This is a genomic window from Maribacter spongiicola (assembly GCF_004364165.1).
Classification (GTDB): domain Bacteria; phylum Bacteroidota; class Bacteroidia; order Flavobacteriales; family Flavobacteriaceae; genus Maribacter; species Maribacter spongiicola.
On the sequence record NZ_SOAY01000018.1, the window covers coordinates 42,992 to 65,046 of the forward strand.

The 22,055-nt window shown below is 34.9% G+C and carries 23 protein-coding genes and 1 other RNA gene; 13 read left to right on the top strand and 11 right to left on the bottom strand.

Annotated features, from left to right (window positions below; translation table 11 throughout):
• Genes CLV90_RS18890 through CLV90_RS18915 form a run of 6 tightly spaced genes read left to right on the top strand, consistent with a single transcriptional unit; the run spans position 1 to position 5,905 of the window.
• Complete coding sequence (locus CLV90_RS18890) at positions 1 to 909, top strand: TatD family hydrolase (protein ID WP_133689073.1); 909 nt, start codon at positions 1 to 3, stop codon at positions 907 to 909.
• Between the two features lies 1 nt (position 910).
• Positions 911 to 1,810, top strand: coding sequence for a UbiA-like protein EboC (gene eboC / locus CLV90_RS18895; protein ID WP_133689074.1), 900 nt, complete (start codon positions 911 to 913; stop codon positions 1,808 to 1,810).
• A gap of 6 nt (positions 1,811 to 1,816) precedes the next feature.
• The gene (locus CLV90_RS18900; protein ID WP_133689075.1) at positions 1,817 to 2,977 is read left to right on the top strand and encodes a 3-dehydroquinate synthase; all 1,161 of its coding nucleotides are present in this window, start codon (positions 1,817 to 1,819) and stop codon (positions 2,975 to 2,977) included.
• A gap of 5 nt (positions 2,978 to 2,982) precedes the next feature.
• Positions 2,983 to 4,176, top strand: coding sequence for a metabolite traffic protein EboE (gene eboE, locus CLV90_RS18905; RefSeq protein ID WP_133689076.1), 1,194 nt, complete (start codon positions 2,983 to 2,985; stop codon positions 4,174 to 4,176).
• 1 nt (position 4,177) lies between these two features.
• Positions 4,178 to 5,551: an alkaline phosphatase family protein gene (locus tag CLV90_RS18910; RefSeq protein ID WP_133689077.1), complete on the top strand. Its 1,374-nt coding sequence runs from the start codon at positions 4,178 to 4,180 to the stop codon at positions 5,549 to 5,551.
• A 6-nt stretch (positions 5,552 to 5,557) separates the two neighbouring features.
• The gene (locus CLV90_RS18915) at positions 5,558 to 5,905 is read left to right on the top strand and encodes a transmembrane 220 family protein (protein WP_133689078.1); all 348 of its coding nucleotides are present in this window, start codon (positions 5,558 to 5,560) and stop codon (positions 5,903 to 5,905) included.
• Here the strand turns inward: CLV90_RS18915 and CLV90_RS18920 are convergent.
• Positions 5,900 to 7,750 carry a DNA polymerase III subunit gamma/tau gene (locus CLV90_RS18920; RefSeq protein WP_133689079.1) on the bottom strand — a complete coding sequence of 617 codons (1,851 nt, stop codon included), beginning with the start codon at positions 7,748 to 7,750 and terminating at the stop codon, positions 5,900 to 5,902. The two genes, CLV90_RS18915 and CLV90_RS18920, sit on opposite strands and share 6 nt — an antisense overlap.
• A gap of 109 nt (positions 7,751 to 7,859) precedes the next feature.
• Here CLV90_RS18920 and rnpB point away from each other — a divergent pair.
• An RNA gene (rnpB, locus tag CLV90_RS18925) (RNase P RNA component class A) lies at positions 7,860 to 8,167 on the top strand.
• A 99-nt stretch (positions 8,168 to 8,266) separates the two neighbouring features.
• On the opposite strand, the gene CLV90_RS18930 is transcribed toward rnpB, so the two are convergent.
• Genes CLV90_RS18930 through CLV90_RS18940 form a run of 3 tightly spaced genes read right to left on the bottom strand, consistent with a single transcriptional unit; the run spans position 8,267 to position 10,267 of the window.
• Entirely contained in the window at positions 8,267 to 8,803 is a 537-nt protein-coding gene (locus tag CLV90_RS18930) for an RsmD family RNA methyltransferase (protein ID WP_133689080.1), read from the bottom strand.
• The gene (locus CLV90_RS18935; protein WP_133689081.1) at positions 8,803 to 9,639 is read right to left on the bottom strand and encodes a DUF3822 family protein; all 837 of its coding nucleotides are present in this window, start codon (positions 9,637 to 9,639) and stop codon (positions 8,803 to 8,805) included. Before CLV90_RS18935 ends, CLV90_RS18930 begins: the two co-directional genes overlap by 1 nt.
• The gene (locus CLV90_RS18940) at positions 9,617 to 10,267 is read right to left on the bottom strand and encodes a hypothetical protein (RefSeq protein WP_133689082.1); all 651 of its coding nucleotides are present in this window, start codon (positions 10,265 to 10,267) and stop codon (positions 9,617 to 9,619) included. Before CLV90_RS18940 ends, CLV90_RS18935 begins: the two co-directional genes overlap by 23 nt.
• A gap of 101 nt (positions 10,268 to 10,368) precedes the next feature.
• On the opposite strand from CLV90_RS18940, the gene CLV90_RS18945 reads away from it, so the two are divergent.
• From CLV90_RS18945 to CLV90_RS18970, 6 genes are all read left to right on the top strand, one after another.
• Positions 10,369 to 11,802 (top strand): ATP-dependent DNA helicase, encoded by a 1,434-nt coding sequence (locus CLV90_RS18945; protein ID WP_133689083.1) that lies wholly within the window; start codon positions 10,369 to 10,371, stop codon positions 11,800 to 11,802.
• A 61-nt stretch (positions 11,803 to 11,863) separates the two neighbouring features.
• Positions 11,864 to 12,433: a DUF4126 domain-containing protein gene (locus CLV90_RS18950; RefSeq protein WP_133689084.1), complete on the top strand. Its 570-nt coding sequence runs from the start codon at positions 11,864 to 11,866 to the stop codon at positions 12,431 to 12,433.
• Positions 12,434 to 12,459: 26 nt separating this feature from the next.
• Positions 12,460 to 13,173, top strand: coding sequence for a 3-deoxy-manno-octulosonate cytidylyltransferase (gene kdsB / locus CLV90_RS18955; protein WP_208295146.1), 714 nt, complete (start codon positions 12,460 to 12,462; stop codon positions 13,171 to 13,173).
• The gene (locus CLV90_RS18960) at positions 13,164 to 13,862 is read left to right on the top strand and encodes an HAD family hydrolase (protein WP_133689086.1); all 699 of its coding nucleotides are present in this window, start codon (positions 13,164 to 13,166) and stop codon (positions 13,860 to 13,862) included. The genes kdsB and CLV90_RS18960 overlap by 10 nt, the downstream gene beginning before the upstream one ends.
• Positions 13,863 to 13,885: 23 nt before the next feature.
• Positions 13,886 to 14,995, top strand: coding sequence for an iron-containing alcohol dehydrogenase family protein (locus tag CLV90_RS18965; RefSeq protein WP_243835589.1), 1,110 nt, complete (start codon positions 13,886 to 13,888; stop codon positions 14,993 to 14,995).
• A 57-nt stretch (positions 14,996 to 15,052) separates the two neighbouring features.
• Entirely contained in the window at positions 15,053 to 15,580 is a 528-nt protein-coding gene (locus CLV90_RS18970; protein WP_133689087.1) for a 1-acyl-sn-glycerol-3-phosphate acyltransferase, read from the top strand.
• 147 nt (positions 15,581 to 15,727) lie between these two features.
• Here the strand turns inward: CLV90_RS18970 and CLV90_RS18975 are convergent, their stop codons facing one another.
• From CLV90_RS18975 to CLV90_RS19005, 7 genes are all read right to left on the bottom strand, one after another.
• Positions 15,728 to 16,438 carry a YebC/PmpR family DNA-binding transcriptional regulator gene (locus CLV90_RS18975; RefSeq protein WP_133689088.1) on the bottom strand — a complete coding sequence of 237 codons (711 nt, stop codon included), beginning with the start codon at positions 16,436 to 16,438 and terminating at the stop codon, positions 15,728 to 15,730.
• A 101-nt stretch (positions 16,439 to 16,539) separates the two neighbouring features.
• Positions 16,540 to 16,839: a 4a-hydroxytetrahydrobiopterin dehydratase gene (locus CLV90_RS18980; protein ID WP_133689089.1), complete on the bottom strand. Its 300-nt coding sequence runs from the start codon at positions 16,837 to 16,839 to the stop codon at positions 16,540 to 16,542.
• An 8-nt stretch (positions 16,840 to 16,847) separates the two neighbouring features.
• On the bottom strand, positions 16,848 to 17,675 hold the full coding sequence (locus CLV90_RS18985; RefSeq protein WP_133689090.1) for a sugar nucleotide-binding protein: 828 nt from the start codon (positions 17,673 to 17,675) through the stop codon (positions 16,848 to 16,850).
• Positions 17,672 to 18,586, bottom strand: a complete 915-nt coding sequence (locus CLV90_RS18990; RefSeq protein ID WP_133689091.1) for a glutaminase — start codon at positions 18,584 to 18,586, stop codon at positions 17,672 to 17,674. Before CLV90_RS18990 ends, CLV90_RS18985 begins: the two co-directional genes overlap by 4 nt.
• On the bottom strand, positions 18,586 to 19,671 hold the full coding sequence (gcvT, locus tag CLV90_RS18995) for a glycine cleavage system aminomethyltransferase GcvT (RefSeq protein WP_133689092.1): 1,086 nt from the start codon (positions 19,669 to 19,671) through the stop codon (positions 18,586 to 18,588). Before gcvT ends, CLV90_RS18990 begins: the two co-directional genes overlap by 1 nt.
• Before the next feature lie 99 nt (positions 19,672 to 19,770).
• Entirely contained in the window at positions 19,771 to 21,066 is a 1,296-nt protein-coding gene (thrC, locus tag CLV90_RS19000) for a threonine synthase (RefSeq protein ID WP_133689093.1), read from the bottom strand.
• Positions 21,067 to 21,107: 41 nt separating this feature from the next.
• Positions 21,108 to 22,034: a homoserine kinase gene (locus CLV90_RS19005; protein ID WP_133689094.1), complete on the bottom strand. Its 927-nt coding sequence runs from the start codon at positions 22,032 to 22,034 to the stop codon at positions 21,108 to 21,110.
• Positions 22,035 to 22,055: the final 21 nt, after the last annotated feature.

Consider the following 22,055-nt stretch of genomic DNA (forward strand, 5'->3'; position numbering starts at 1 on the left):
ATGGAAGATAAAATGATGATTATTGACCCGCATGTTCACATGACGTCAAGAACAACAGATGATTATGAAGCAATGGCAGCAGCGGGAGTTGTAGCAATAATAGAACCTTCATTTTGGTTGGGTCAACCTAGAACCCAAGTTGGTTCTTTTCAAGATTACTTTAGTAGTCTTGTTGGTTGGGAACCTTTTAGAGCTAGCCAATTTGGTATTAAGCATTATTGCACTATTGGCTTAAATTCTAAAGAAGCCAACAATGAGGCTTTAGCGGAACAAGTTATAGAATTGTTGCCTTTATACTTACATAAAGAAAATGTAGTTGCCATTGGTGAAATTGGTTATGATGACCAAACACCCGCCGAAGACAAGTTTTTTAGAATGCAATTAGAAATGGCTAAAGAATTGGATATGACGGTTCAGGTACATACACCTCATCGCGATAAGAAAGCCGGTACTATTAAAAGTATGGAAGTTTGTTTAGAACACGGTTTAGATCCTGCTAATGTAATTATTGACCATAATAACGAAGAAACGGTCAAAGAAGTTCTTGAACGCGGATTTATAGCTGCATTTACTATTTACCCAAAAACAAAAATGGGCAATGAGCGTATGGTAGAAGTAGTGAAGAAATTCGGTAGTTCTAATATTATCGTAGATAGCTCTGCAGATTGGGGTGTAAGTGATCCATTGGCAGTGCCGAAAACAGCTTCTCTAATGTTGAAAAGAGGTATTTCTATGGAAGATGTAAGAAAGACCTGTTACCAAAATGCTTTAGATGCTTTTAGCAAAAATGGTAAAATGAAAGAAGCGCATTGGTTACAGCCAGACAGCATTAATCAATCGCAATTATTTAATGATAATAGTGTTTTAAGAGGTCAGAAACCAAGAATAGACGAAGACCAAATTACCTAAAATGAAAGAAAAGTTAATGGGTTTTGCGCGTTTGGCAAGACCCGCAAATTTGCCAACTGCAGCAGCAGATATTTTGGCGGGTATTGCTATAGCATTATATCTAAAAAATATAGAGGCGCTTAAATTTTTAACAGATCAAAGCGGTGATGTACTTCTTTTGGTATTCTCGTCTGTTGCTTTATATGCCGGTGGAGTTGTTTTTAATGATGTATTCGATGCAGAATTAGATGCTATTGAAAGGCCGGAAAGAGCGATACCAAGCGGATTAGTGCCTAAGCGTGAGGCAATTTATTTCGGAACTATATTAATGTTGATAGGCGTTACCTTGGCATTCAAGTGTAATATGCTTGCAGGGATAATATCCGTAGTCTTGACTATTGCTATTTTAACGTATGATGGGTATTTTAAGCAATTCGGTTTCGCAGGTCCTTTGAACATGGGTGTTTGCCGTGGTTTAAATCTTTTAATGGGAATGTCTGTTTTGGGCTTGCTCTCTCATTGGTACATAGCGCTAGTGCCTGTAGTTTATATTTTTGCCATTACATTAATAAGTAGGGGCGAAGTCCATGGAAATAATAAAAAACACATTGTGTGGGCAGGTATATTATATACAATAGTTATACTATCTATTACGTTAATTGTAATGCAACAGAAAGACAATGTGATAGTCTTATTGCCGTTCTTAATTTTATTCGGGTATTTGATTTTTAAACCTTTATTAAAAGCCTATAAAGAAAACTCACCTAAGAATATAAGGAAGGCGGTAATGGGCGGTGTATTATCACTTGTTGTAATGAACGCTTGCTGGGTAGCCGGTTTTTCCAATTGGTATTTAGCATTAGCGGTTTTGTTGTTATTACCAGTATCAATGTTGTTATCAAAATTATTTGCTGTAACATAAAATCATATGCAATTACAACCAATAAAACAGTCTTTTCAAGTGCAATACGATTATCAATTGTACTTTACCTCGGGACTATTTGCTTTAGAGAATCCGTTATTCGAAAAATTAATTGCGGATTATAAGAGCTTTGAACCTGTCAAAATTTTGTTTGTGTTGGATGACGGAGTTAAAAATCATCATCCTGCATTAATAAATGAGATTGAAGCTTATTGTAAAAAAAATCAGCAAACTATAAAGTATACCAATACCTTGGTATTACCAGGTGGCGAGCAAGTTAAAAATAGCGATACAGCTATTGAGTCTGTTTTAAAAGGAGTCAATGAAAACAAAATTTGTCGTCATTCATTTGTAGTTGTTATAGGTGGTGGTGCGGTAATTGATATGGTCGGTTATGCAGCTGCAATTGCACACAGAGGTGTTAAGTTGATACGAATACCTACTACAGTATTATCTCAGAACGACTCTGCAGTAGGGGTAAAGAACAGTGTAAACGCTTTTAAAAAGAAAAATTTTTTAGGAACATTTGCTCCCCCTTTCGCAATTATCAACGACAGTAATTTTCTAGAAACTTTAGAGCAACGCGATTGGATTTCCGGTATTTCTGAAGCCATAAAAGTTGCTTTAATTAAAGATAAAACCTTTTTTAAATATATAGCAGATAATGCAGCAGCTTTGAAAAATAGAGAAATGGAACCCATGCAATATGTAATTTATAAATGTGCAGAAATGCATATGCATCATATTGCGCAAGGTGGTGATCCTTTTGAATCAGGTTCATCAAGACCTTTAGATTTCGGACATTGGGCAGCCCACAAAATGGAATTCATGACTAATTATGAATTGCGACACGGTGAGGCAGTAGCAAAAGGTATTGCGCTAGATGTGACTTATGCTCAATTAACCGGTTTAATTTCAGAGGGAGATTTACAGCATATTTTAGACGTTATGATTGCTATCGGTTTTGATCTTTCTCTTCCGGTAGAAAGCAGTGTAGAAATTCAGTCTTTGTTAGATGGTATAGAAGAGTTTAGAGAGCATTTAGGGGGTCAGTTGACAATTACCCTAATTTCTGATTTAGGCGTTAAGCATGACGTTCATACTATCGATATGGAGTTAATGTCACAAGCAATTACAAAGTTGAACCATCAATTCGCTTTAAATTAAGTTCAATGCAGCTAAAAGAAAACCTTCATTTAACCTATTGTACAAATATTCATCCTGGTCAAGATTGGAAAAGTACTTTCGAGAGTATAAAAAAACATGTGCCGGGAATAAAACAAGAAGTTTCAAAAGAACAACCATTTGGTCTGGGATTGCGATTATCTAATAAAGCAAGTGAAGAACTTGATTTGGAAGATAATATGTCCGATTTTAAAAAATGGCTAGATTCCAACAATCTATATGTTTTCACCATGAACGGATTCCCTTATGGTAATTTTCATGATGAACGTATAAAAGATAAGGTGCATGCTCCTGATTGGACTACCGATGATCGATTAAAATATACAAAACGATTGTTTCGTCAATTATCCGAATTAATTCCGGTGGGAATGAATGGCGGAATTTCGACTTCTCCGATCACCTATAAATATTGGCATAAGACAGAAGGTGAAATAAAGGATGCATTTGAGGTTGGTGCTAAAAATATGCTAGAGGTTGCCAAACAATTGTTTGAAATTGAGCAAGCTACAGGAACCTATTTGCATTTAGATATAGAACCAGAGCCAGACGGGTTATTAGAAAATAGCGATGAGGTTTTGCTTTTTTATTCCGATTATTTAATGCCTTTAGGAATTACTTATTTTGAGCAAGAATCAGGTTTGAGTCCGGATGCAGCAGAAGCTTTAATTAAAAAGTACATTACGGTTTGTTATGATGTTTGCCATTTTGCATTGGCTTATGAAGAACCTACAGATACCTTTGCTAAGTTTAAAAAGGAAAATATACGAGTAGGAAAAATTCAAGTAAGTGCCGCGTTAAAAATTCTTTTTGGTGGTGGCAATGATGAGGTTATTTGGGAACAATTGTCTCAATTCAATGAGCCAACCTATTTGCATCAAGTAACCGAAAAGGTGAATGGCAAAGTAAAAACCTATAGCGATTTACCTTTGGTTCTGGAAGGGGAAAGAAATCATAAAGAACTACGTGCGCATTATCACGTTCCTATTTTCTTGGAAAAATATGGGCAACTGTTCTCTACGCAAGATCATATTTTAAAAACGATGGATTATATTAAATCTAATCCAGTATCAGAACATTTGGAAATTGAAACCTATACTTGGGATGTACTTCCTTCAGATTTAAAACAAGATTTGTCAGTATCTATAATTAGAGAAATAGAGTGGTTTAAATCACACATGTAATATGAAAAAAACGGTAGTCATAAATGTAGTTGGTTTAACAAAGCGATTGATAGGTGAGCATACTCCGTTTATAAAATCATTTTTAGAAAAAGGTCAAACATCATACATAGAACCTGTTTTGCCAGGTGTAACCTGTGCCGTGCAATCTACCTATGTAACAGGGAAATGGCCGTCAGAGCATGGTATTGTTGGTAATGGCTGGTATTTTAAAGATGAATGCGAAGTCAAGTTCTGGCGACAATCAAATAAACTGGTAGAGCAACCAAAAATATGGGATGATTTAAAAGAGCAACATCCTAATTTTACTTGTGCCAATCATTTTTGGTGGTATAATATGTACAGCAATGTAGATTATAGCCTTACGCCAAGACCTAATTATTTAGCAGACGGAAGAAAAATTCCAGATGTATATTCTTTTCCGGCTGAGTTGCGAGACGATATGCAAAAAGCATTAGGTACTTTTCCGTTATTTGAGTTTTGGGGACCTAAAACAACTATCAATTCTTCTAAATGGATAGCTGATGCCGCTTTATTGACGGATAAAAAACACAATCCAGATTTAACCTTTATTTACCTTCCGCATTTAGATTATAATCTGCAGCGATATGGTCTAGATTTCAAGGTGATTTCAAAAGACCTAAATGAAATTGATGCTGTAGTAGAAGAATTGGTACAACACTATGAAGCGTTAGAAACTAGAGTAATACTGCTTTCTGAATACGGAATTACAAATGTAAATAGACCAATTCATCTCAATCGTGTATTAAGAAAAGAGGGAATGCTGGCCATTCGTGAAGAGCGAGGTTTAGAACTTTTAGATGCAGGTGCTAGTGATGTGTTTGCAGTTGCAGACCACCAAATTGCGCATGTGTATTGCAAGAATGAGCAGAATATTGAACGTGTTGCAGCCTTGATAAAAACTGTAGAAGGAGTCGAGAAAGTACTTTATGGGGATGATTTGAAAACGTATCATATGGATCATGAACGTTGTGGTGATATTGTAGTAGTAGCTGATAAAGATTCTTGGTTTACTTATTACTTCTGGCTAGATGATGCAAAGGCACCAGATTATGCAAGAATGGTAGATATTCATAAAAAGCCAGGTTATGATCCGGTTGAAATGTTGACAGATCCAAAAGATAAATTGGTAATGGCAAAAGTAGTGGGTAAGCTACTTAAGAAAAAAATGGGTTTTAGAACGGTCATGAATATTATACCAATTGATGCTACTTTGATAAAAGGTTCTCACGGTCGTTTAACAGAAGATGAGGAAGATTTTCCAATCTTTATAAGTAATCATGTAACTGGTGATAACGATCAGAGAATTAGTGCAGTACAAGTGCGTGATCTTATTGAAGATCACCTATTAAACTAAATTTAAATGAATCTATTATTTAAGATATTAGGCTATATTTTTGCATTATTATTTACTGTGGGTGCAGTCTTGCAGTACAATGATCCAGACTCGTTACATTGGATTGTCATTTACGGTGTTGCTGCTTTAATATCTCTATTATTCGCGTTAAATAAGATAGGGTCTATTGTGCCGTTGGTTTTAGGAGTGCTTTCGTTTATTGGCTTTGTATATCTATATCCTTCAGATTTTCAAGGATTCGATTTAAATGATGGAGACATTGTTACCGTAGAATTAGGTAGGGAAGCTTTCGGACTTCTAATAATTTCAATAGTGCTATTGGTGTTTGCTTTTCGGAGCAAGAAAAAGTTATAAGAATAAATCGAATTCCTGTCTCAATAAATCAATAACGGGATTCTTCTCTCTTAATTTCTCGTATTTCTCTTCAGGCGTAAATGCAAATTTGGTTGATGTAGTTTCATTTACCGTGATATTTAAATGAACAAAGTGGTTGTTCAATTTAGCACGTAAATACTCCATCAATTCGAACTGTTCGCGCTCGATTTCCTTTTTCATTGTACCGTTAGGAAGCTCTAAATGAATAGCAAAGCCTTCTTTCAATTTAGGAATATCTGAATGTAGGTTAGAAGCTAGGATTTTTTGACCCTTCTTATCTATAATTTCTATAAAATCTGCCCAATGTTTACGAAGTTCTTCTTCTGTAAATGGTTCTTTAGGTAAGTTGTTTTCATCAATAACAACCTCAATCTTGTTCAGTTCGTGCTGTTTCTTTGCATTTAAGCTAGAAATTGAAAGTCCGGAAACCCTTTTAGTAGGGCGATTTATAATCGGCTTTTTAACACCAGTACTAGCTTCTGATGTGGTTGACTTTTCTGTATTTTGTTGAGGTTCTTTGGTTTTTACCGGTATAACTGGAGTATTTGCTTGTGTTTGGGCTTGTTTAGATTCAATTGCAGTTTCTGTAATTTTATTACCGGTAACTGTCTGTTTTGGGGCTTCTGTATTTGTTACTGCCTGTTGATTTCCAATTACAGTTTTAGTCTCAGATCGCTTTTTTGGTGCTTGATTATAAAACGCTGAAGGAGCAATGAAATCAATAGTCTTATTGTTAAGAGCTACGGATTCAGGATTTTTTTTTTCTCCATCAAAATTGATAGAGGCAAGTTTCATAAGCGTTAATTCAACAAGTAAGCGTTGATTTTTACTTGTTTTATATTTTAAATCGCAGTCGTTTGAAATTTCCAGGCCTTGTAATAAAAAGGAGGGAGCGGTCTTTTTACTTTGATCTCTATATAATTGTTGGGCTGCTTCGCCAACTTCTAGTAAGTTAATCGTATCAGGATGCTGGCATACCATTAAATCTCTAAAATGAGAAGCTAATCCAGATATAAAGTGGTGTCCGTCAAAACCAAGTGATAGGGTTTTGTTGAACAACAATAATAACCCTGGTATGTTATGTTCTAATATTAAGTCTGTGGCCTCAAAATAAGTATCGTAGTCTAAGACATTTAAATTTTCGGTAACCGCTTTACGTGTAAGCTCAGAACCTGAAAAACTAACAACTCTATCAAAAATAGATAAGGCATCTCGCATGGCGCCATCTGCCTTTTGGGCAATGATGTGCAATGCATCTTCTTCAGCATTTATGCCTTGGTTTTCAGCAATATACTTTAAATATTCAGCAGCATCTTTAACCGTAATCCTTTTGAAATCAAAAATTTGACATCTAGATAGAATTGTTGGTATAATCTTATGCTTCTCTGTAGTCGCTAATATGAAAATCGCATGCTTTGGTGGCTCTTCTAACGTTTTTAGAAATGCGTTGAAAGCAGACTGAGACAACATATGTACCTCATCAATAATATATACTTTGTATTTACCAACCTGTGGTGGTATACGAACTTGATCAATTAGATTACGAATATCATCGACCGAGTTGTTAGAAGCGGCATCAAGCTCAAAAATATTGAAAGCGAAATCTTCGTCTTCTTGTTCGGTGCCATCGGAATTTATCTGTTTTGCCAAAATACGGGCGCAGGTAGTTTTACCAACACCTCTTGGTCCGCAGAATAATAAAGCTTGTGCAAGGTGATTTTGGTCTATTGCATTTTGTAACGTATTGGTTATAGACTGCTGACCCACAACATCTTTAAATGTCTGGGGTCTATATTTTCTGGCCGATACAATAAATGGTTCCAAAATACTATCTCTGATTAAACTTATACAAATATAAATATAGCCTTTAATTCTAACGAGAATTAAGAAAAGAGATCATCCTTAGTTATCAACAATTGCAGTACATTTGCGCTTAGCAGGCCACCTTATCGCTGCCAATAAATTGGGAGAGGAAAGTCTGGACACCATAGTGCAGTATAGCGGGTAACGCCCGTCCGCAGAGATGTGAGGACAAGTGCAACAGAAAGCAAGTACAGTTCGGCTGTAGTGAAACCAGGTAAACTCTATACGGTGAAACGTCATGTAAATCGGTGTTTGAGGGCTGCACGCCCAAGCCGAAGGGTAGGCGGTTCGAGCTCTGGGGTAACCCTTTGCCTAGATAAATGATAAGGAATTCTGATTTTTCAGAATACAGAATCCGGCTTATGGCCTGCTTTTTTAAATATTAATATAAACCAAGATTAAAGACACGGAATTAATTCTGAGCGTAGTCGAAAGTTTTTTTGCATTGTTAAATGCTAAATCAATATTTTTTGAATATTATTTCTCAAAGAAACTAAAAACACTACCGCCGTATTTTCTAGAGTTTTTATAATGAGGAAACTCGGCTAGGCTAGTACGGTTAGAATGTTCAATAATTAGAACTCCGTCTTCTAATAGAATTTCATTTTCAAAAATTAATTCTGGCAATTTTTCGAAATCAGTTAGCTCCATATCGTAAAATGGATCAGCAAAAATGATATCAAATTTTTCTGTATTTCGTTGTAGAAAGCTAAAAACATCACTTTTTAATGTACGAATATTCATGTCTAACATTTCAACTGTTTTGTCTATGAATTCTATGCATCCAGCGTCTGCATCTATAGCTAGAACATCATCAACACCTCTAGAAGAGAATTCGTAACTTATATTACCGGTACCGGCAAAAAGGTCAAGAACTTTAAGGTCAGGAAAATAGTAGCTATTATTTAAAATATTAAACAGACTCTCTTTGGCCATATCTTTTGTAGGCCTTACAGGTAGTTTTTTTGGAGCCATTAAATGACGTCCTTTATGTTTTCCTGATATTATTCGCATTATATAGTGTTAATAAGGGTAAAGTCTATTGTGCTAGTTGAAGTTTCGCCAAGTTTAAACAATTTAGAAGATGATGGCTCAAAAATGCTGATATTTTGAATGTATTTATAGCATAGTTGATATATTTCATCGTCTTCTTCGATTTCTCCAAATAGTTTAACAAGAACGGTCTTAGGGTCTAATTCTAACTGCTCTAAAACAAATAACAAATAGTAGACGAAATCTTCTTTCGTGTTGTACTTAAAGCTGTTGTATAGTAGTAGTTTGCGCTGGTTTAAAACTGTTATATCTAATTGATTTTTATTGACATGGGCAAAACAAGTTATCTCTTGATTTTGTGTTTGGTTATTTAGCAAAGACTGCAGTAAAACGGTGCCATTATGCATGAAATCGAATACACCAAAAAGATCGTAGATGTAATTGTTGATATTTACGTAGGGTACGTAAACATTGACTAAATCATGATTCTCTACTTCGTCATAAGCTAAAACATCATTTGCCAAAACCTTAGTATTGAATTTAAGGTATTCATTGAGGTTATTCGGATTGAATAAAGATTTAGGTACTAGTCCGAAAAGAGTGTTTCTATGAACAGTAACAACTTCATCAAACTGCATATTTTCTATATCATGCTTTTGAAATAGTTTTTCCAATTCATCTTTGACGGTCATTGGGTTTTTTTCATCAGAAAAATCCACTTTGTCAGAAATCAATAATTTTTGTGACACAGTATCTGCTACACAAAAAGAAAGTCCATTCAAGCTAACCTGAATGGACAATTTCTTAAAATTTTTATCCGCTATATTTAAGCTACTATTTTTTTTCTTTTTTGTCATAAATAGGAGGCCAGTTACCGCTAGTACTTACGTCTACTAAAGAACCAACATATATTGAAGGTCCGTTAACTTCTTCTACACTTAATGCAGCTTTTTCACGAGCTAATAAATCTTTCGGCTGGTCGTAAAGAACAACATCTTTATCAACTTTAGCTTCGAAAACCGGAGCTTTATAGCCACTCTTTTCTACAAATGCAGCTTTCATTGTAAATTTCTCACCGTTTACAGCTGTAGGTACATCCATTAATGTCTTGTATCTATTGTCTGTTTTGAAAAGTGAATCTTTTACAGAAACAGTACCTAAGGTGTCAATAATCTTTACTTCTTTCAGCAAATCGATACCAAATGCCTTATCAAATTCCATATAAGAAGAATCTCTTTGCTGCGTTATAACGTATTTACCGGTGTCGATAAAACGAATAAGGCTATTAAAGTCATTCGCATATTTACCATTAACGGTTTTGTATGCTTCTTGAGAATTTCTAATATCTTTTAATTTGGCAACTACTTGCGAAAAACGTTCTTCTTTTACCTCTTTAAATTTAATTGGTCCGGTAATGGAATTATAAATAAGGTAAGCAAAAGCGATACATCCAATCCAAAGTAAAATTTGTATAATGGTTTTCATTTCGTATGTGTTATTTTTATTTAGTGGTCTTCACAAATCTACAATTTTTTTTTAATCGTAAAAGTTTTTAGGCTAAAAATCATCTTTATCTTTGAAGGCACATGAAACCAACAACTCCTGCATCATTCTATAGTATACTAGAAACTAAATTTCCACACATACCAACTGCCACACAATCAGTGGCTTTGCAAAAATTGGCAGAGTTTACGCTCTCTTCTGTTAAAGATGAAGTTTTTTTATTAAAAGGTTATGCCGGTACAGGTAAAACTACCTTAATTGGTACTTTGGTCAACAGTTTATGGAAAGTTCAGAAGAAAGCTGTGCTTATGGCACCTACTGGTAGGGCTGCAAAAGTGATGTCGAATTATTCAAAAACGCAGGCATTTACTATCCATAGAAAAATATATTTTCCGAAGAAACAAAGTGGTGGTGGAATTCAGTTTGTTTTAGCACCCAATAAACATAGAGATACATTATTTATCGTCGATGAAGCATCTATGATACCAGATACTGCCGCTGATTCTAAATTATTCGAAAACGGTTCTTTATTAGATGATTTAATGATGTTCGTGTATTCTGGGCACAAATGTAAGTTGTTATTAATAGGAGATACAGCGCAATTACCACCCGTGCATTTGGTGTTGAGTCCCGCTTTAGATGGTGATAAACTATCGTTGAACTATAATAAAGAAGTGGTTCGTTTAGAATTGAATGAAGTAGTAAGGCAAGCAGGCGATTCAGGAATTTTGGCAAATGCAACCTTATTAAGGGAGCAATTACAAAGTGATTTCTTTGAAGATTTCAAATTTGATGTCGATCCCTTCACCGATATAGTGCGATTAATAGATGGTAACGAAATACAAGAAGCCATAGATAGTTCATATTCAGAAAATGGAAAAGAAGAAACTGCATTTATAGTACGATCTAATAAACGAGCAAATCTTTACAATCAAAATATTAGAGAGCGAATTTTATTTTTAGAGAATGATATTGCAGTAGGCGATTTTATGATGGTGGTGAAGAACAACTACTATTGGTTAAAGCCAAGCACAGAAGCTGGTTTTATTGCAAACGGAGATATTATAGAGATTTTAGAAATATTTGACATCAAGGAAATTTTCACCTTTAAGTTTGCCGAGGTTAAGGTGAAAATGGTCGATTATCCTAATATGCCACCTTTTGAAACTGTTTTATTGTTAGATACCATTACTGCAGAATCTCCGTCCTTATCATATGAAGATGGTAATAGGTTGTATCAAGAGGTTATGAAAGACTTTGCACATGAAAGTTCTAAGTACAAGAAATTTTTGGGGGTTAAGAATAATAAGTACTTCAATGGCTTACAGGTGAAATTCTCATACGCAATAACCTGTCATAAATCTCAGGGGGGGCAGTGGGATACTGTTTTTATAGAACAGCCTTATTTGCCCAATGGTATAGATAAAGAATACTTAAGATGGTTGTATACAGCAGTTACAAGGGCAAAAAGCAAGTTGTACCTTATAGGTTTTAAAGATGATTTTTTTCTTGATTAAGAAAAGGTTATTTTAGTAATTATTGATATAGGAAAGAATTTTTTCTAATTGTAAATTGAATATGACAACCGATACAGTTTTAAGTATTTTTTTAGGAATAGGATTAGCAGCATCTGTAGGATTTAGAGTTTTTCTACCTTTATTTGCACTAAGTCTGGCATCATATTTTGGAGTATGGGAACTGAATGATAATTGGCAATGGATAGGCAGTTTAGTAGCGGTTTTAACTTTAGGCGTTGCAACATTATTAGAAATATTTGCTTATTTCATCCCTTGGTTCGATAATTTATTAGATAGTATAGCGGTGCCTTTAGCAGCAATAGCAGGCACTGCAGTTATGGTCTCAACAGTAGCAGATTTAGATCCGGTAATAACTTGGTCTTTGGCAATAATAGCCGGTGGAGGTACTGCCACTGCGATAAAAGGAGCAGGGGCAACAGGTCGTTTGGCATCTACTGCAACTACTGGTGGGTTGGCGAATCCGTTAATAACAACCGTAGAAACAGGTACGGCGGCAGTTGTGTCTGTAGCTTCAATATTTGCACCTATCTTAGCAGCGGTTTTGGTGATTATCATCTTAGTAATCATATTTAGGATATACAGAAGCTTACGACCAAAGGCAAAAACATAAAATTAAAATAGTTGAAAAAAATAGCAATGATACCTGCCCGTTATGCGGCATCAAGATTTCCTGCAAAATTAATGCAAGATTTAGCTGGTAAACCGGTCATTTTAAGAACCTATCAAGCTGCAGTACATACTAAGTTATTTGACGAAGTATATGTGGTGACAGATAGCGATGTTATCTATAACACAATCATTAAAGCAGGTGGTTTGGCTATTATGAGTCAAAAAGAACATGATTGTGGTAGTGATCGTATTGCAGAAGCTGTAATGCAGATGGATGTCGATATTATTGTAAATGTGCAAGGCGATGAGCCATTTACAGATAGAGAAAGCTTAGAAGGGGTAATGAAGGTTTTTGAAGATGATATTCATAAAGAAATTGATCTAGCCTCTCTAATGGTTAAAATTACGGATGAAGAAGAAATTAATAATCCGAATACGGTAAAAGTAATAGTAGATAACAGAGATTTTGCATTGTATTTTTCTAGGTCACCGATACCTTACCCAAGAGCAAAAAGTGAGCAAACCATATATTATAAGCATAAAGGTATTTACGCCTTTAGAAAAAGTGCGTTAGTGGATTTTCAGCGCTTGCCAATGCTACAATTAGAAGCAACTGAGAAAATTGAAGCCATACGTTATTTAGAATATGGTAAGAAGATTAAAATGGTAGAAACGAATGTTCAGGGCATAGAAATAGATACTCCTGAGGACTTAAAGAAAGCTCAAGCGGCATGGAAATAAATTTTGACGGAATTAATGTTATCGGTTTCGATGCAGACGATACCCTTTGGGTAAACGAGACTTACTTTAGAGATACAGAAGATAAATTCGCCAACTTGTTGGAGAAGTACGAAACCAAGAATAAAATAGATCAAGAGCTCTTTAGAACAGAAATAAAGAATTTAGATTTATATGGTTATGGTATAAAAGGCTTCATGCTTTCTATGATTGAATGTGCTTTAGAACTTTCAAATAATGAAGTGTCAACTAAAACGTTAGGAGCACTTTTAGATTTGGGAAAAGAAATGATCACCCAGCCAGTAGAATTATTGGGCGGAGTAGAAGATGTTTTAAAGAGTTTGAAAGATAAATACCGATTAATTGTCTTGACAAAAGGCGATCTTTTAGATCAAGAACGAAAATTGGAACGATCAGGATTGTCAGAATATTTTCATCATGTGGAAGTGTTGAGTGATAAAAAGGAAAAGAATTACAGTGATCTTCTAGATCATTTGCAAATAAAACCAAGTGAGTTTCTAATGATCGGTAACTCTCTAAAATCGGACGTTTTACCATTGGTAGAAATAGGAGCAAGGGCAATACATGTACCATTTCATACTACATGGGAACATGAAGAGGTAAAAGGACCTATAGAGAATAAAGGGTATATGACGATTTCGACCTTAACTGATATATTGGAATATGTTTAATGAAAATGGAGGTGAATAAACAAATGACATTAAAGAAAATACCAACGAAGGCGTCAGAGGAGTTTAGAAATTTCCCTATGGTACCAAGAGTAGTTTATGGTAAGGGTAGTTTTGATACTCTGGGTGATATTTTAATGCCGAAAAGAAAACACTCAGAAGCACCAATGATTTATTTGGTAGATGATGTTTTTGAAAATACGGAGCTCATCAATAGAATTCCGAGTATTTTTTGTGATCAAATCATTTTAATTTCAGCCGACGAAGAGCCAAAAACCGAACAAGTGGATGCTCTTGTGAAAATGATTCAAGAAAAGTTTAGTGATTTACCTTCTGGTATTATCGGTATTGGTGGTGGCACCTTATTAGATTTGGCAAAAGCAGTTGCGATTATGCTGACTAATAAAGGTAGCGCATCAGAATATCAAGGTTGGGACTTGGTCAATAAACAATCAATATATCATGTAGGTATACCAACAATTAGTGGAACAGGAGCAGAGGTTTCTAGAACTACGGTTTTAATGGGGCCGGAAAAGAAATTAGGTATAAATTCAGATTATACCACTTTTGACCAGGTATTGTTAGATCCAGAATTAACAGTGGGAGTGCCAAAAGAACAATGGTTCTATACAGGTATGGATTGTTTTATACATTGTATAGAATCCCTAAATGGAACTTTCTTGAATGCGTTTAGTCAGAGTTATGGCGAGAAATCGCTAGAGCTTTGCAAAGAAGTTTTTTTAGAAGATATAGAAGAATCAGAAAGTAGAGAGAAACTGATGATGGCATCTTGGCATGGCGGTATGAGTATCGCATATTCACAAGTTGGTGTAGCACATGCCATGAGTTATGGTTTAGGTTACGTTTTAGGTGTAAAACACGGAATAGGCAATTGTCTTGTTTTTCAATATTTAGAAGAGTTTTATCCCGAAGGTGTAGAGGTGTTCAAAAAAATGCTCCAGAAACATAATATAGTATTGCCAAAAGGGATATGTGCAAAGCTGTCGAATGCAGAAATGGATACGATGATTACTGTTGCTATGGGAATGGAACCTTTGTGGGAAAATGCCTTAGGCGAAGACTGGAAGTCTGTAATTACTCCTGAAAAACTCAAGGCTATTTACCAGAAAATATAGTTTTTTAATTTATTTAATCAGTGGGTCAGTTAATAGGATAGCCTACATTTTTGTCATATGCAGCAAATAGCAAAATTTATATATTTTAAAATTCTAGGATGGAAACTCAATGGAGCCTTTCCTTCCCATTTGGAAAAGTTTGTTGCTATTGTGGTACCACATACCAGTTGGTGGGATTTTCTGTTGGGGTTGTTAATTCGTGCTGTCTGGCAAGAAGAAATAAACTTTGTAGGCAAAAAGAGTTTATTTAAACCTCCATTTGGTTGGTTTTTTCGTTGGACAGGTGGTGCACCTATAGATCGCACCAAAACCAATGATACCGTAAAAGCTACAGCAGAGATATTCAGCGAACGAAAAAAATTCAGATTAGCACTTTCACCTGAAGGTACCAGAAAAAAGGTGGAAAAATGGAAAACAGGATTCTACTACATTGCTAAAACCGCCAATGTGCCAATTGTATTAGTCGCCTTTGACTACGGTAAAAAAGAAATAAAATTATCACAACCTCTTATCCCAACAGAAGATAAAGAAGCCGATTTTAAGAAGTATCATTCTTTTTTTGAAGGGGTAGAGGGGAAGTATTGATAGTGTAAGATGTTATGTGACATTTCAATAAAAAAATTTTAGAATTTCATCAACAAATGTTAATTCATAGATAATAATATTCGGCAATAGATAAACAAAAAAAGGAGACCAATTTGGTCTCCTTTTTTTATAAAACTATATAGAAGTTTATTCTTCCATAGAATGATATACATTTTGTACATCATCATCTTCTTCTAATTTTTCAAGTAGTTTTTCTACATCGGCAGCTTCTTCTTCGGTAAGCGCTTTTGTTACTTGGGGTATACGTTCAAAGCCTGATGATAAAATTTCAATTTCACGATTCTCTAATTCTTTTTGTAAAGCACCGAAGCTTTCAAAAGGTCCGTAAATTAATATTCCGTCCTCATCTACGAATACTTCTTCTGCACCGAAATCAATTAATTCTAATTCTAATTCTTCTGAATCTAGACCTTCTGCGGGTATTCTGAAATTACAGGTATGGTCGAACATGAATTCTACAGAACCTGATGTACCCATATTTCCATTACATTTGTTAAAATAACTTCTAACATTTGCAACGGTTCTTGTATTATTGTCAGTAGCAGTTTCAACCAGAATAGCAATACCATGTGGGGCATAGCCTTCAAAAAGCACTTCTTTATAATCACCTAAAGATTTGTCACTTGCTCTTTTAATAGCACGATCCACATTGTCCTTTGGCATATTTACTGCCTTTGCATTCTGTATAACTGCTCTTAAGCGTGAATTGGCATCTGGATCTGGTCCACCTTCTTTTACGGCCATCACAATATCTTTGCCTATACGTGTAAAGGCTTTGGACATTGCTGACCATCTTTTCATTTTACGTGCTTTTCTAAATTCAAAAGCTCTTCCCATGGTAAATTATTTTAAACAAATGTACAAAAACGGTCAATGTTCAGAAATCAATAAATTGAATTTCATTAATAACCTTTTCTATCTGTAATTAATATCGAATATTAAAATTCACTTTCTATTATATCTTCAATCGTTCTGGCTAAAACAAAATCTTTTTCGGTAACGCCATTAGCATCATGGGTGTTTAGACGAATATTTACTGTATTGTAAACATTGCTCCAATCTGGGTGATGACCTTGTGCCTCGCATTCAAAGGCTATACGTGTCATTACCGAAAATGCTTCTTTAAAATTTTTAAATTCAAAGGTGGTTTCTATGGCGCCATCCACATATTCCCATCCGTCAAGTTGACCCAAATAGTCTGCTATTTGCTGGTCAGTAAATTTTTCTATTTCTTTCATAGTGGTTACTAATTTAAAACATGATGATCAATAATATCTTGAAAAGTAAACTGTAAATTTTTAGGTAATTTATTAGTCTTTGGTAAGACTGCCAAATACCTGTCTTCATTAGTGGTATAAACCCTTTTTATAATAGGATTAAAATTACCTACACGTTCTAAAACTTCTTTTATAAAATCTTCATGATGCGTCAGGTCATTGCTTCCTAGATGGTAAATACCTGTTTTGTTTCTATTGATAAGGTAATGTATTTGCTGAGTAAGCTTATCATCATTAGTTACATTTAATATTAAATTAGGAAATACTTCTACAGGTTCATTTGCTAGAATAGCTTTTTTCATGTCCTTAACTCTTGGGGAGCTATTGCCAAATACCATAGGTACTCTTAAGATAGCCATTTTATCTTTTGGTAACCTGAGCAACATATTTTCAATCTTTATTTTTAGTCTACCATATACACTTTCAGATAAAGTCTTATCCATTTCATAAGATGGATATTTACTGTAGGCATCAAAAACATTGGCAGATGATATAAAGTATATTTTACAGTCTTCTTTAGTAATGTATTCCACAATATGATTATGTGCAATAACCAGAGCAGCAAAATTGCCTCTTAAAGCTGAAACAATTACTTGTGGTTTAATCTCTTCTAAAACTTCAACGATATCATCTTCTTCTAAATTATAATGTACAAATTGTTTATTAGATGAGAATGAATTTGCGGCATGACAATAGGTGCCATAGGTATCGAAATAATTACAAAGTTCTTTGTAAATCGCATTACCTATGAAACCGCTTCCGCCAAGAATCAATATTTTTTTAGTGTCTAATTTCAAAAAATAGAAAGTTCAGTTTCTGTAGTTAATTTTTCTAAAGCAAGCATTCCTAATTTAGAATTTCCTTTAGGGTTGAGTCCTGGAGACCATGTTGCTACACAGAATTTGTTAGGGAGAAAGGCAACGATACCACCGCCAACACCACTTTTTCCAGGTAGTCCAACTTCAAAAGCAAATTCACCCGCTTCATCATAAAAGCCGCAAGTCAACATTATGGCATTAATACGTTTTACTTGTGATATGGTTAAGAACGTATTATTTCTTCTACACTTTCCATTGTTCATAAACATGAAAAAAGTGTTCGTTAATTGAATACAGTTCATAGCAAGTGAACATTGATGAAAGTAAAAATCTAATACTACATCTACGTCGTTTTTTAAGTTTCCGTAGGATTTCAAAAGGTTAGCAGCTGCAAAATTTCGAAATCCTGTTCGTTTTTCAGACTTTGCTACATCTTCATCGTAAGCTATAGTATCGTCATTTGCAATTTTTTGAACGAAAGCTAAGAATTCTTCCTTAGGATGTTCTAACTGAGAAATCAAAATATCAGCAATGACAATCGCACCTGGATTTATCAACGGATTTCTTGGAATTCCATTTTCTAATTCTAAAAGTGATAAATGATTGAACGGATCTCCAGAAGGTTCAACATCTACACGTTTCCAAACTTTTTCTCCAATTTTTCCTAAAGCCATAGAAAGCGATAAGACCTTTGAGATACTTTGAATAGAAAATTGTTCGTCAGATTTTCCGGCAGAAAAATTATTTTGTTTAATATCTATCAAATGAATACCGAAATTGTCAACATCGACCTTTGCTAGTTCAGGTATATAATCTGCAATCTTACCCTTATCTTTTTCATTAGATGCAGCTTCATTAATTGAAGTAAGAATACGTTGAAAATCTATCATTACTTCTTATAAAATGGTAATTTAACTATAGTTGCTGGTACAGCATTCTTTCTAATTTGAATATTAATTTTACTACCAACTTCAGTAAATATTGGCGGGACATAACCTAAGCCAATACCGGTACCCATAGAAGGCGACATGGTACCAGAAGTTACTACGCCTATTGTTTTACCTTTACCGTCAACAATATCATAACCATGTCTAGGTATACCACGTTCATCTAGTTCAAATGCAACTAATTTACGTTCTGGTCCGTGTTGTTTTTCTTTTTCTAAAGCTGCGGAGTTGACAAAATCTTTGTTGAATTTAGTTACCCAACCTAAACCAGCTTCAAGCGGAGAGGTGTTATCATCAATATCATTACCGTAAAGACAGTATCCCATTTCTAAACGAAGGGTGTCTCTAGCTGCCAATCCTATTGGTTTGATTCCGAAATCTGCTCCGGCTTCAAAAACCTTGTCCCATATCTGTTTTACCTCATCATTCTTACAGTAAATTTCGAATCCGCCAGATCCGGTATATCCTGTTGCAGAAATAATTACATTATCTATATCTGCAAAATCGGCAACTTCAAAATGATAAAATTTTATATCAGCTAAATTAACAGAAGTCAAAGATTGCATCGCTTCAACAGCCTTAGGACCTTGAATTGCTAAAAGCGAATACCCTTCAGATATGTTTTTCATATCTGCTTTAAATTCATCGTTGTAAGATGAAATATGATTCCAGTCTTTCTCAATATTTGAAGCGTTGACCACTAGTAAATACTGCTCCTCTTTAATTTTGTAAATGATAAGGTCGTCAACAATACCACCAGTTTCATTAGGTAGACAACTATATTGAGCTCTGCCAATAGTTAGTTTTGTTGCATCGTTAGATGATACTTTTTGAATCAAATCTAAGGCAGTAGGTCCAGAGATTAAAAATTCGCCCATATGCGATACATCAAAAACGCCCACACTTTTACGTACAGTTTCATGTTCGGCATTAACACCTTCGTAAGAAACGGGCATGTTATAACCGGCAAATGGAACCATTTTGGCACCAAGAGATTCGTGGGTTGTGGTAAGCGCAGTATTTTTCATTTTTTTCTATTTATTGGCGATACAAATTTATCGAAAATAAATAGAAGCAAATGTGGCTAAACCTCTAATTAGGAAAATATTGTAATCTTTAATAGCAGACTAAGATTTCAAAAGAAAATCTTTGAGTCCGCCATAGGTTGAAATCTTAATAGATTTTTTAGTTTTTCCCATTACTTTTTGAATCTGTGCTGGAATTTCTAATTTTACATGAAGCGTTTTTTCAACAATATCTAAGAACTTTACAGGGTGTGCCGTTTCTAAGAAAATACCATAAGTATTAGGGTTCTGTTCTTGATATTTCTTTAAGCCCAAGTACCCGACCGCACCATGAGGATCAGCAATATATCCGTTGATATTGTAAATTTCCTTTAAGGCATCTTTTGTTTGATTATCATCAAAAGGATAAGAAAAAAGGTTCTCTTTTAGAGCTTCAAAATTATCTTGGAATAAATGTCTTATTCTAATAAAATTACTAGGATCCCCAACATCCATAGCATTAGAAATTGTAGCTGTAGAAGGTTTAGGAGTATACTCTTTTGTAAGCATAAACTGCGGTACAGTATCGTTTACATTAGTAGAAGCTATAAAGTGCTTTACAGGCATGCCTAAACGCTGAGCAACTAAGCCAGCACATATATTACCGAAATTACCGGAAGGGACAGAGAATACAATCTCTTTATCTTTGGATTTCGCTTGTTTGTAAGCAAATAAGAAATAAAATAATTGTGGCAACCAGCGAGCAACATTAATAGAATTCGCTGAAGTCAATTTCATATGATCAAGAAGCTCTTTATCTAAAAAGGCATTCTTTACCATAGCTTGGCAATCATCAAAAGTACCATCAACTTCTAAAGCGGTAATATTTTTACCTAGCGTAGTTAATTGTCTTTCTTGAATATCACTTACTTTTCCGCCAGGGTAAAGTATAACTACGTTCACACCTGCAACACCTAAAAAGCCATTAGCAACGGCACCACCAGTATCGCCAGAAGTAGCTACAAGTACGGTAACTTCATTTTTTGTAGACCTAGAAAAATAGCCTAAACATTGTGCCATAAAACGAGCGCCAACATCTTTAAATGCCATTGTTGGACCGTGAAACAGTTCTAATGTTGCAATATTGGGAGTGATTTCAACTACAGGAAAATCAAAATCTAATACCTCTTTTAAGATATCCTTCAATACATCGTCAGGAACAATACCCGATACAAATTGCTGTATTGCCGTAAAAGCAATTTCTTCGTTAGAAAAAGTTTCTATTTTCTCGAAAAAAGAACTTGGTAACGGATTAATTTCTTCCGGAAAATACAAACCTTTATCTGGTGCAATACCATTGACTACGGCAGTATCAAAAGAAACTTCGGGTGCTGTATGATTTAAACTATAGAATTTCAAGCTGAATATTTTTAAATGTTATGAATGTACTGCTGCTGAACTTATAAAAGTTTAACGCCTTCCATATTAATTTTTGATACGTGAATTTCGTAAGCAATACCGATTTTGTCGTAAACCGTTTTCATTGCTTCGCCTACTTTTACTGCTGTTTCGTTTCCTTTACTAAAAGCAAAAATTGATGGTCCGGATCCTGAAATTCCAGAACCTAAAGCACCAGCTTCTAGAGAAACCTTTTTAACTTCATCAAAACCAGGAATTAAGATTGAACGAATGGGTTCTACAATATGGTCTTCTAATGAGCGACCAATCAAATTATAGTCCTCTTTAAATAATCCGGCAACTAAGCCACCTACATTACCCCATTGTTTAATTCCAGTTTCCATAGAAATAGTAGTTTTCAAAATCTTTCTAGAATCTGATGTTTTTATTTCTATCTGCGGATGGATTATAGTTACATATAATTCTGACGGAGCAGGAATATCAATGACGTCTAATGGACTGTAGCTACGCACCAACGTGAAACCACCAAATAGGGCAGGGGCTACATTATCTGCATGAGCGACGTCACTTGCTAAACGTTCACCTTCCATGGCGAATTTTACTAATTCGGTTTTACTGAATGGTTTACCCAATAAATGGTTCATTGCCCAAACAGCACCGGCTGAACTAGCAGCGCTACTGCCAATACCACTACCAGGCTTTATTCTTTTATCAATTTCAATCTCAAATCCGCCATCGTAATCAGATGCCAGTAAAAATGCATTACCTGCAACACCGGCTACATTGTTTAAGGTTTCTTTAGGTAAATCTTGCCCTGTAAGTTTAGTTATTTTAATACCCTTTTGATAAACTTTTCTCACTATCATTTCATCACCGACAGAGTCTAGGGCAACACCTAGAACATCAAATCCACATGAAACGTTTGCAACCGTAGCAGGACAAAAAACTTTAATTTCGTTTTGGCTCATAATGAATGCTCTTGTTATGAA

Bases quoted from the DNA above. Each gene is read 5' to 3' on its own strand.
- CLV90_RS18890 (WP_133689073.1), top strand. From the start codon at position 1: ATGGAAGATAAAATGATGATTATTGACCCGCATGTTCACATGACGTCA.
- eboC (WP_133689074.1), top strand. From the start codon at position 911: ATGAAAGAAAAGTTAATGGGTTTTGCGCGTTTGGCAAGACCCGCAAAT.
- CLV90_RS18900 (WP_133689075.1), top strand. From the start codon at position 1,817: ATGCAATTACAACCAATAAAACAGTCTTTTCAAGTGCAATACGATTAT.
- eboE (WP_133689076.1), top strand. From the start codon at position 2,983: ATGCAGCTAAAAGAAAACCTTCATTTAACCTATTGTACAAATATTCAT.
- CLV90_RS18910 (WP_133689077.1), top strand. From the start codon at position 4,178: ATGAAAAAAACGGTAGTCATAAATGTAGTTGGTTTAACAAAGCGATTG.
- CLV90_RS18915 (WP_133689078.1), top strand. From the start codon at position 5,558: ATGAATCTATTATTTAAGATATTAGGCTATATTTTTGCATTATTATTT.
- CLV90_RS18930 (WP_133689080.1), bottom strand. From the start codon at position 8,803: ATGCGAATAATATCAGGAAAACATAAAGGACGTCATTTAATGGCTCCA.
- CLV90_RS18935 (WP_133689081.1), bottom strand. From the start codon at position 9,639: ATGACAAAAAAGAAAAAAAATAGTAGCTTAAATATAGCGGATAAAAAT.
- CLV90_RS18940 (WP_133689082.1), bottom strand. From the start codon at position 10,267: ATGAAAACCATTATACAAATTTTACTTTGGATTGGATGTATCGCTTTT.
- CLV90_RS18945 (WP_133689083.1), top strand. From the start codon at position 10,369: ATGAAACCAACAACTCCTGCATCATTCTATAGTATACTAGAAACTAAA.
- CLV90_RS18950 (WP_133689084.1), top strand. From the start codon at position 11,864: ATGACAACCGATACAGTTTTAAGTATTTTTTTAGGAATAGGATTAGCA.
- kdsB (WP_208295146.1), top strand. From the start codon at position 12,460: ATGATACCTGCCCGTTATGCGGCATCAAGATTTCCTGCAAAATTAATG.
- CLV90_RS18960 (WP_133689086.1), top strand. From the start codon at position 13,164: ATGGAAATAAATTTTGACGGAATTAATGTTATCGGTTTCGATGCAGAC.
- CLV90_RS18965 (WP_243835589.1), top strand. From the start codon at position 13,886: ATGACATTAAAGAAAATACCAACGAAGGCGTCAGAGGAGTTTAGAAAT.
- CLV90_RS18970 (WP_133689087.1), top strand. From the start codon at position 15,053: ATGCAGCAAATAGCAAAATTTATATATTTTAAAATTCTAGGATGGAAA.
- CLV90_RS18975 (WP_133689088.1), bottom strand. From the start codon at position 16,438: ATGGGAAGAGCTTTTGAATTTAGAAAAGCACGTAAAATGAAAAGATGG.
- CLV90_RS18980 (WP_133689089.1), bottom strand. From the start codon at position 16,839: ATGAAAGAAATAGAAAAATTTACTGACCAGCAAATAGCAGACTATTTG.
- CLV90_RS18990 (WP_133689091.1), bottom strand. From the start codon at position 18,586: ATGATAGATTTTCAACGTATTCTTACTTCAATTAATGAAGCTGCATCT.
- gcvT (WP_133689092.1), bottom strand. From the start codon at position 19,671: ATGAAAAATACTGCGCTTACCACAACCCACGAATCTCTTGGTGCCAAA.
- CLV90_RS19005 (WP_133689094.1), bottom strand. From the start codon at position 22,034: ATGAGCCAAAACGAAATTAAAGTTTTTTGTCCTGCTACGGTTGCAAAC.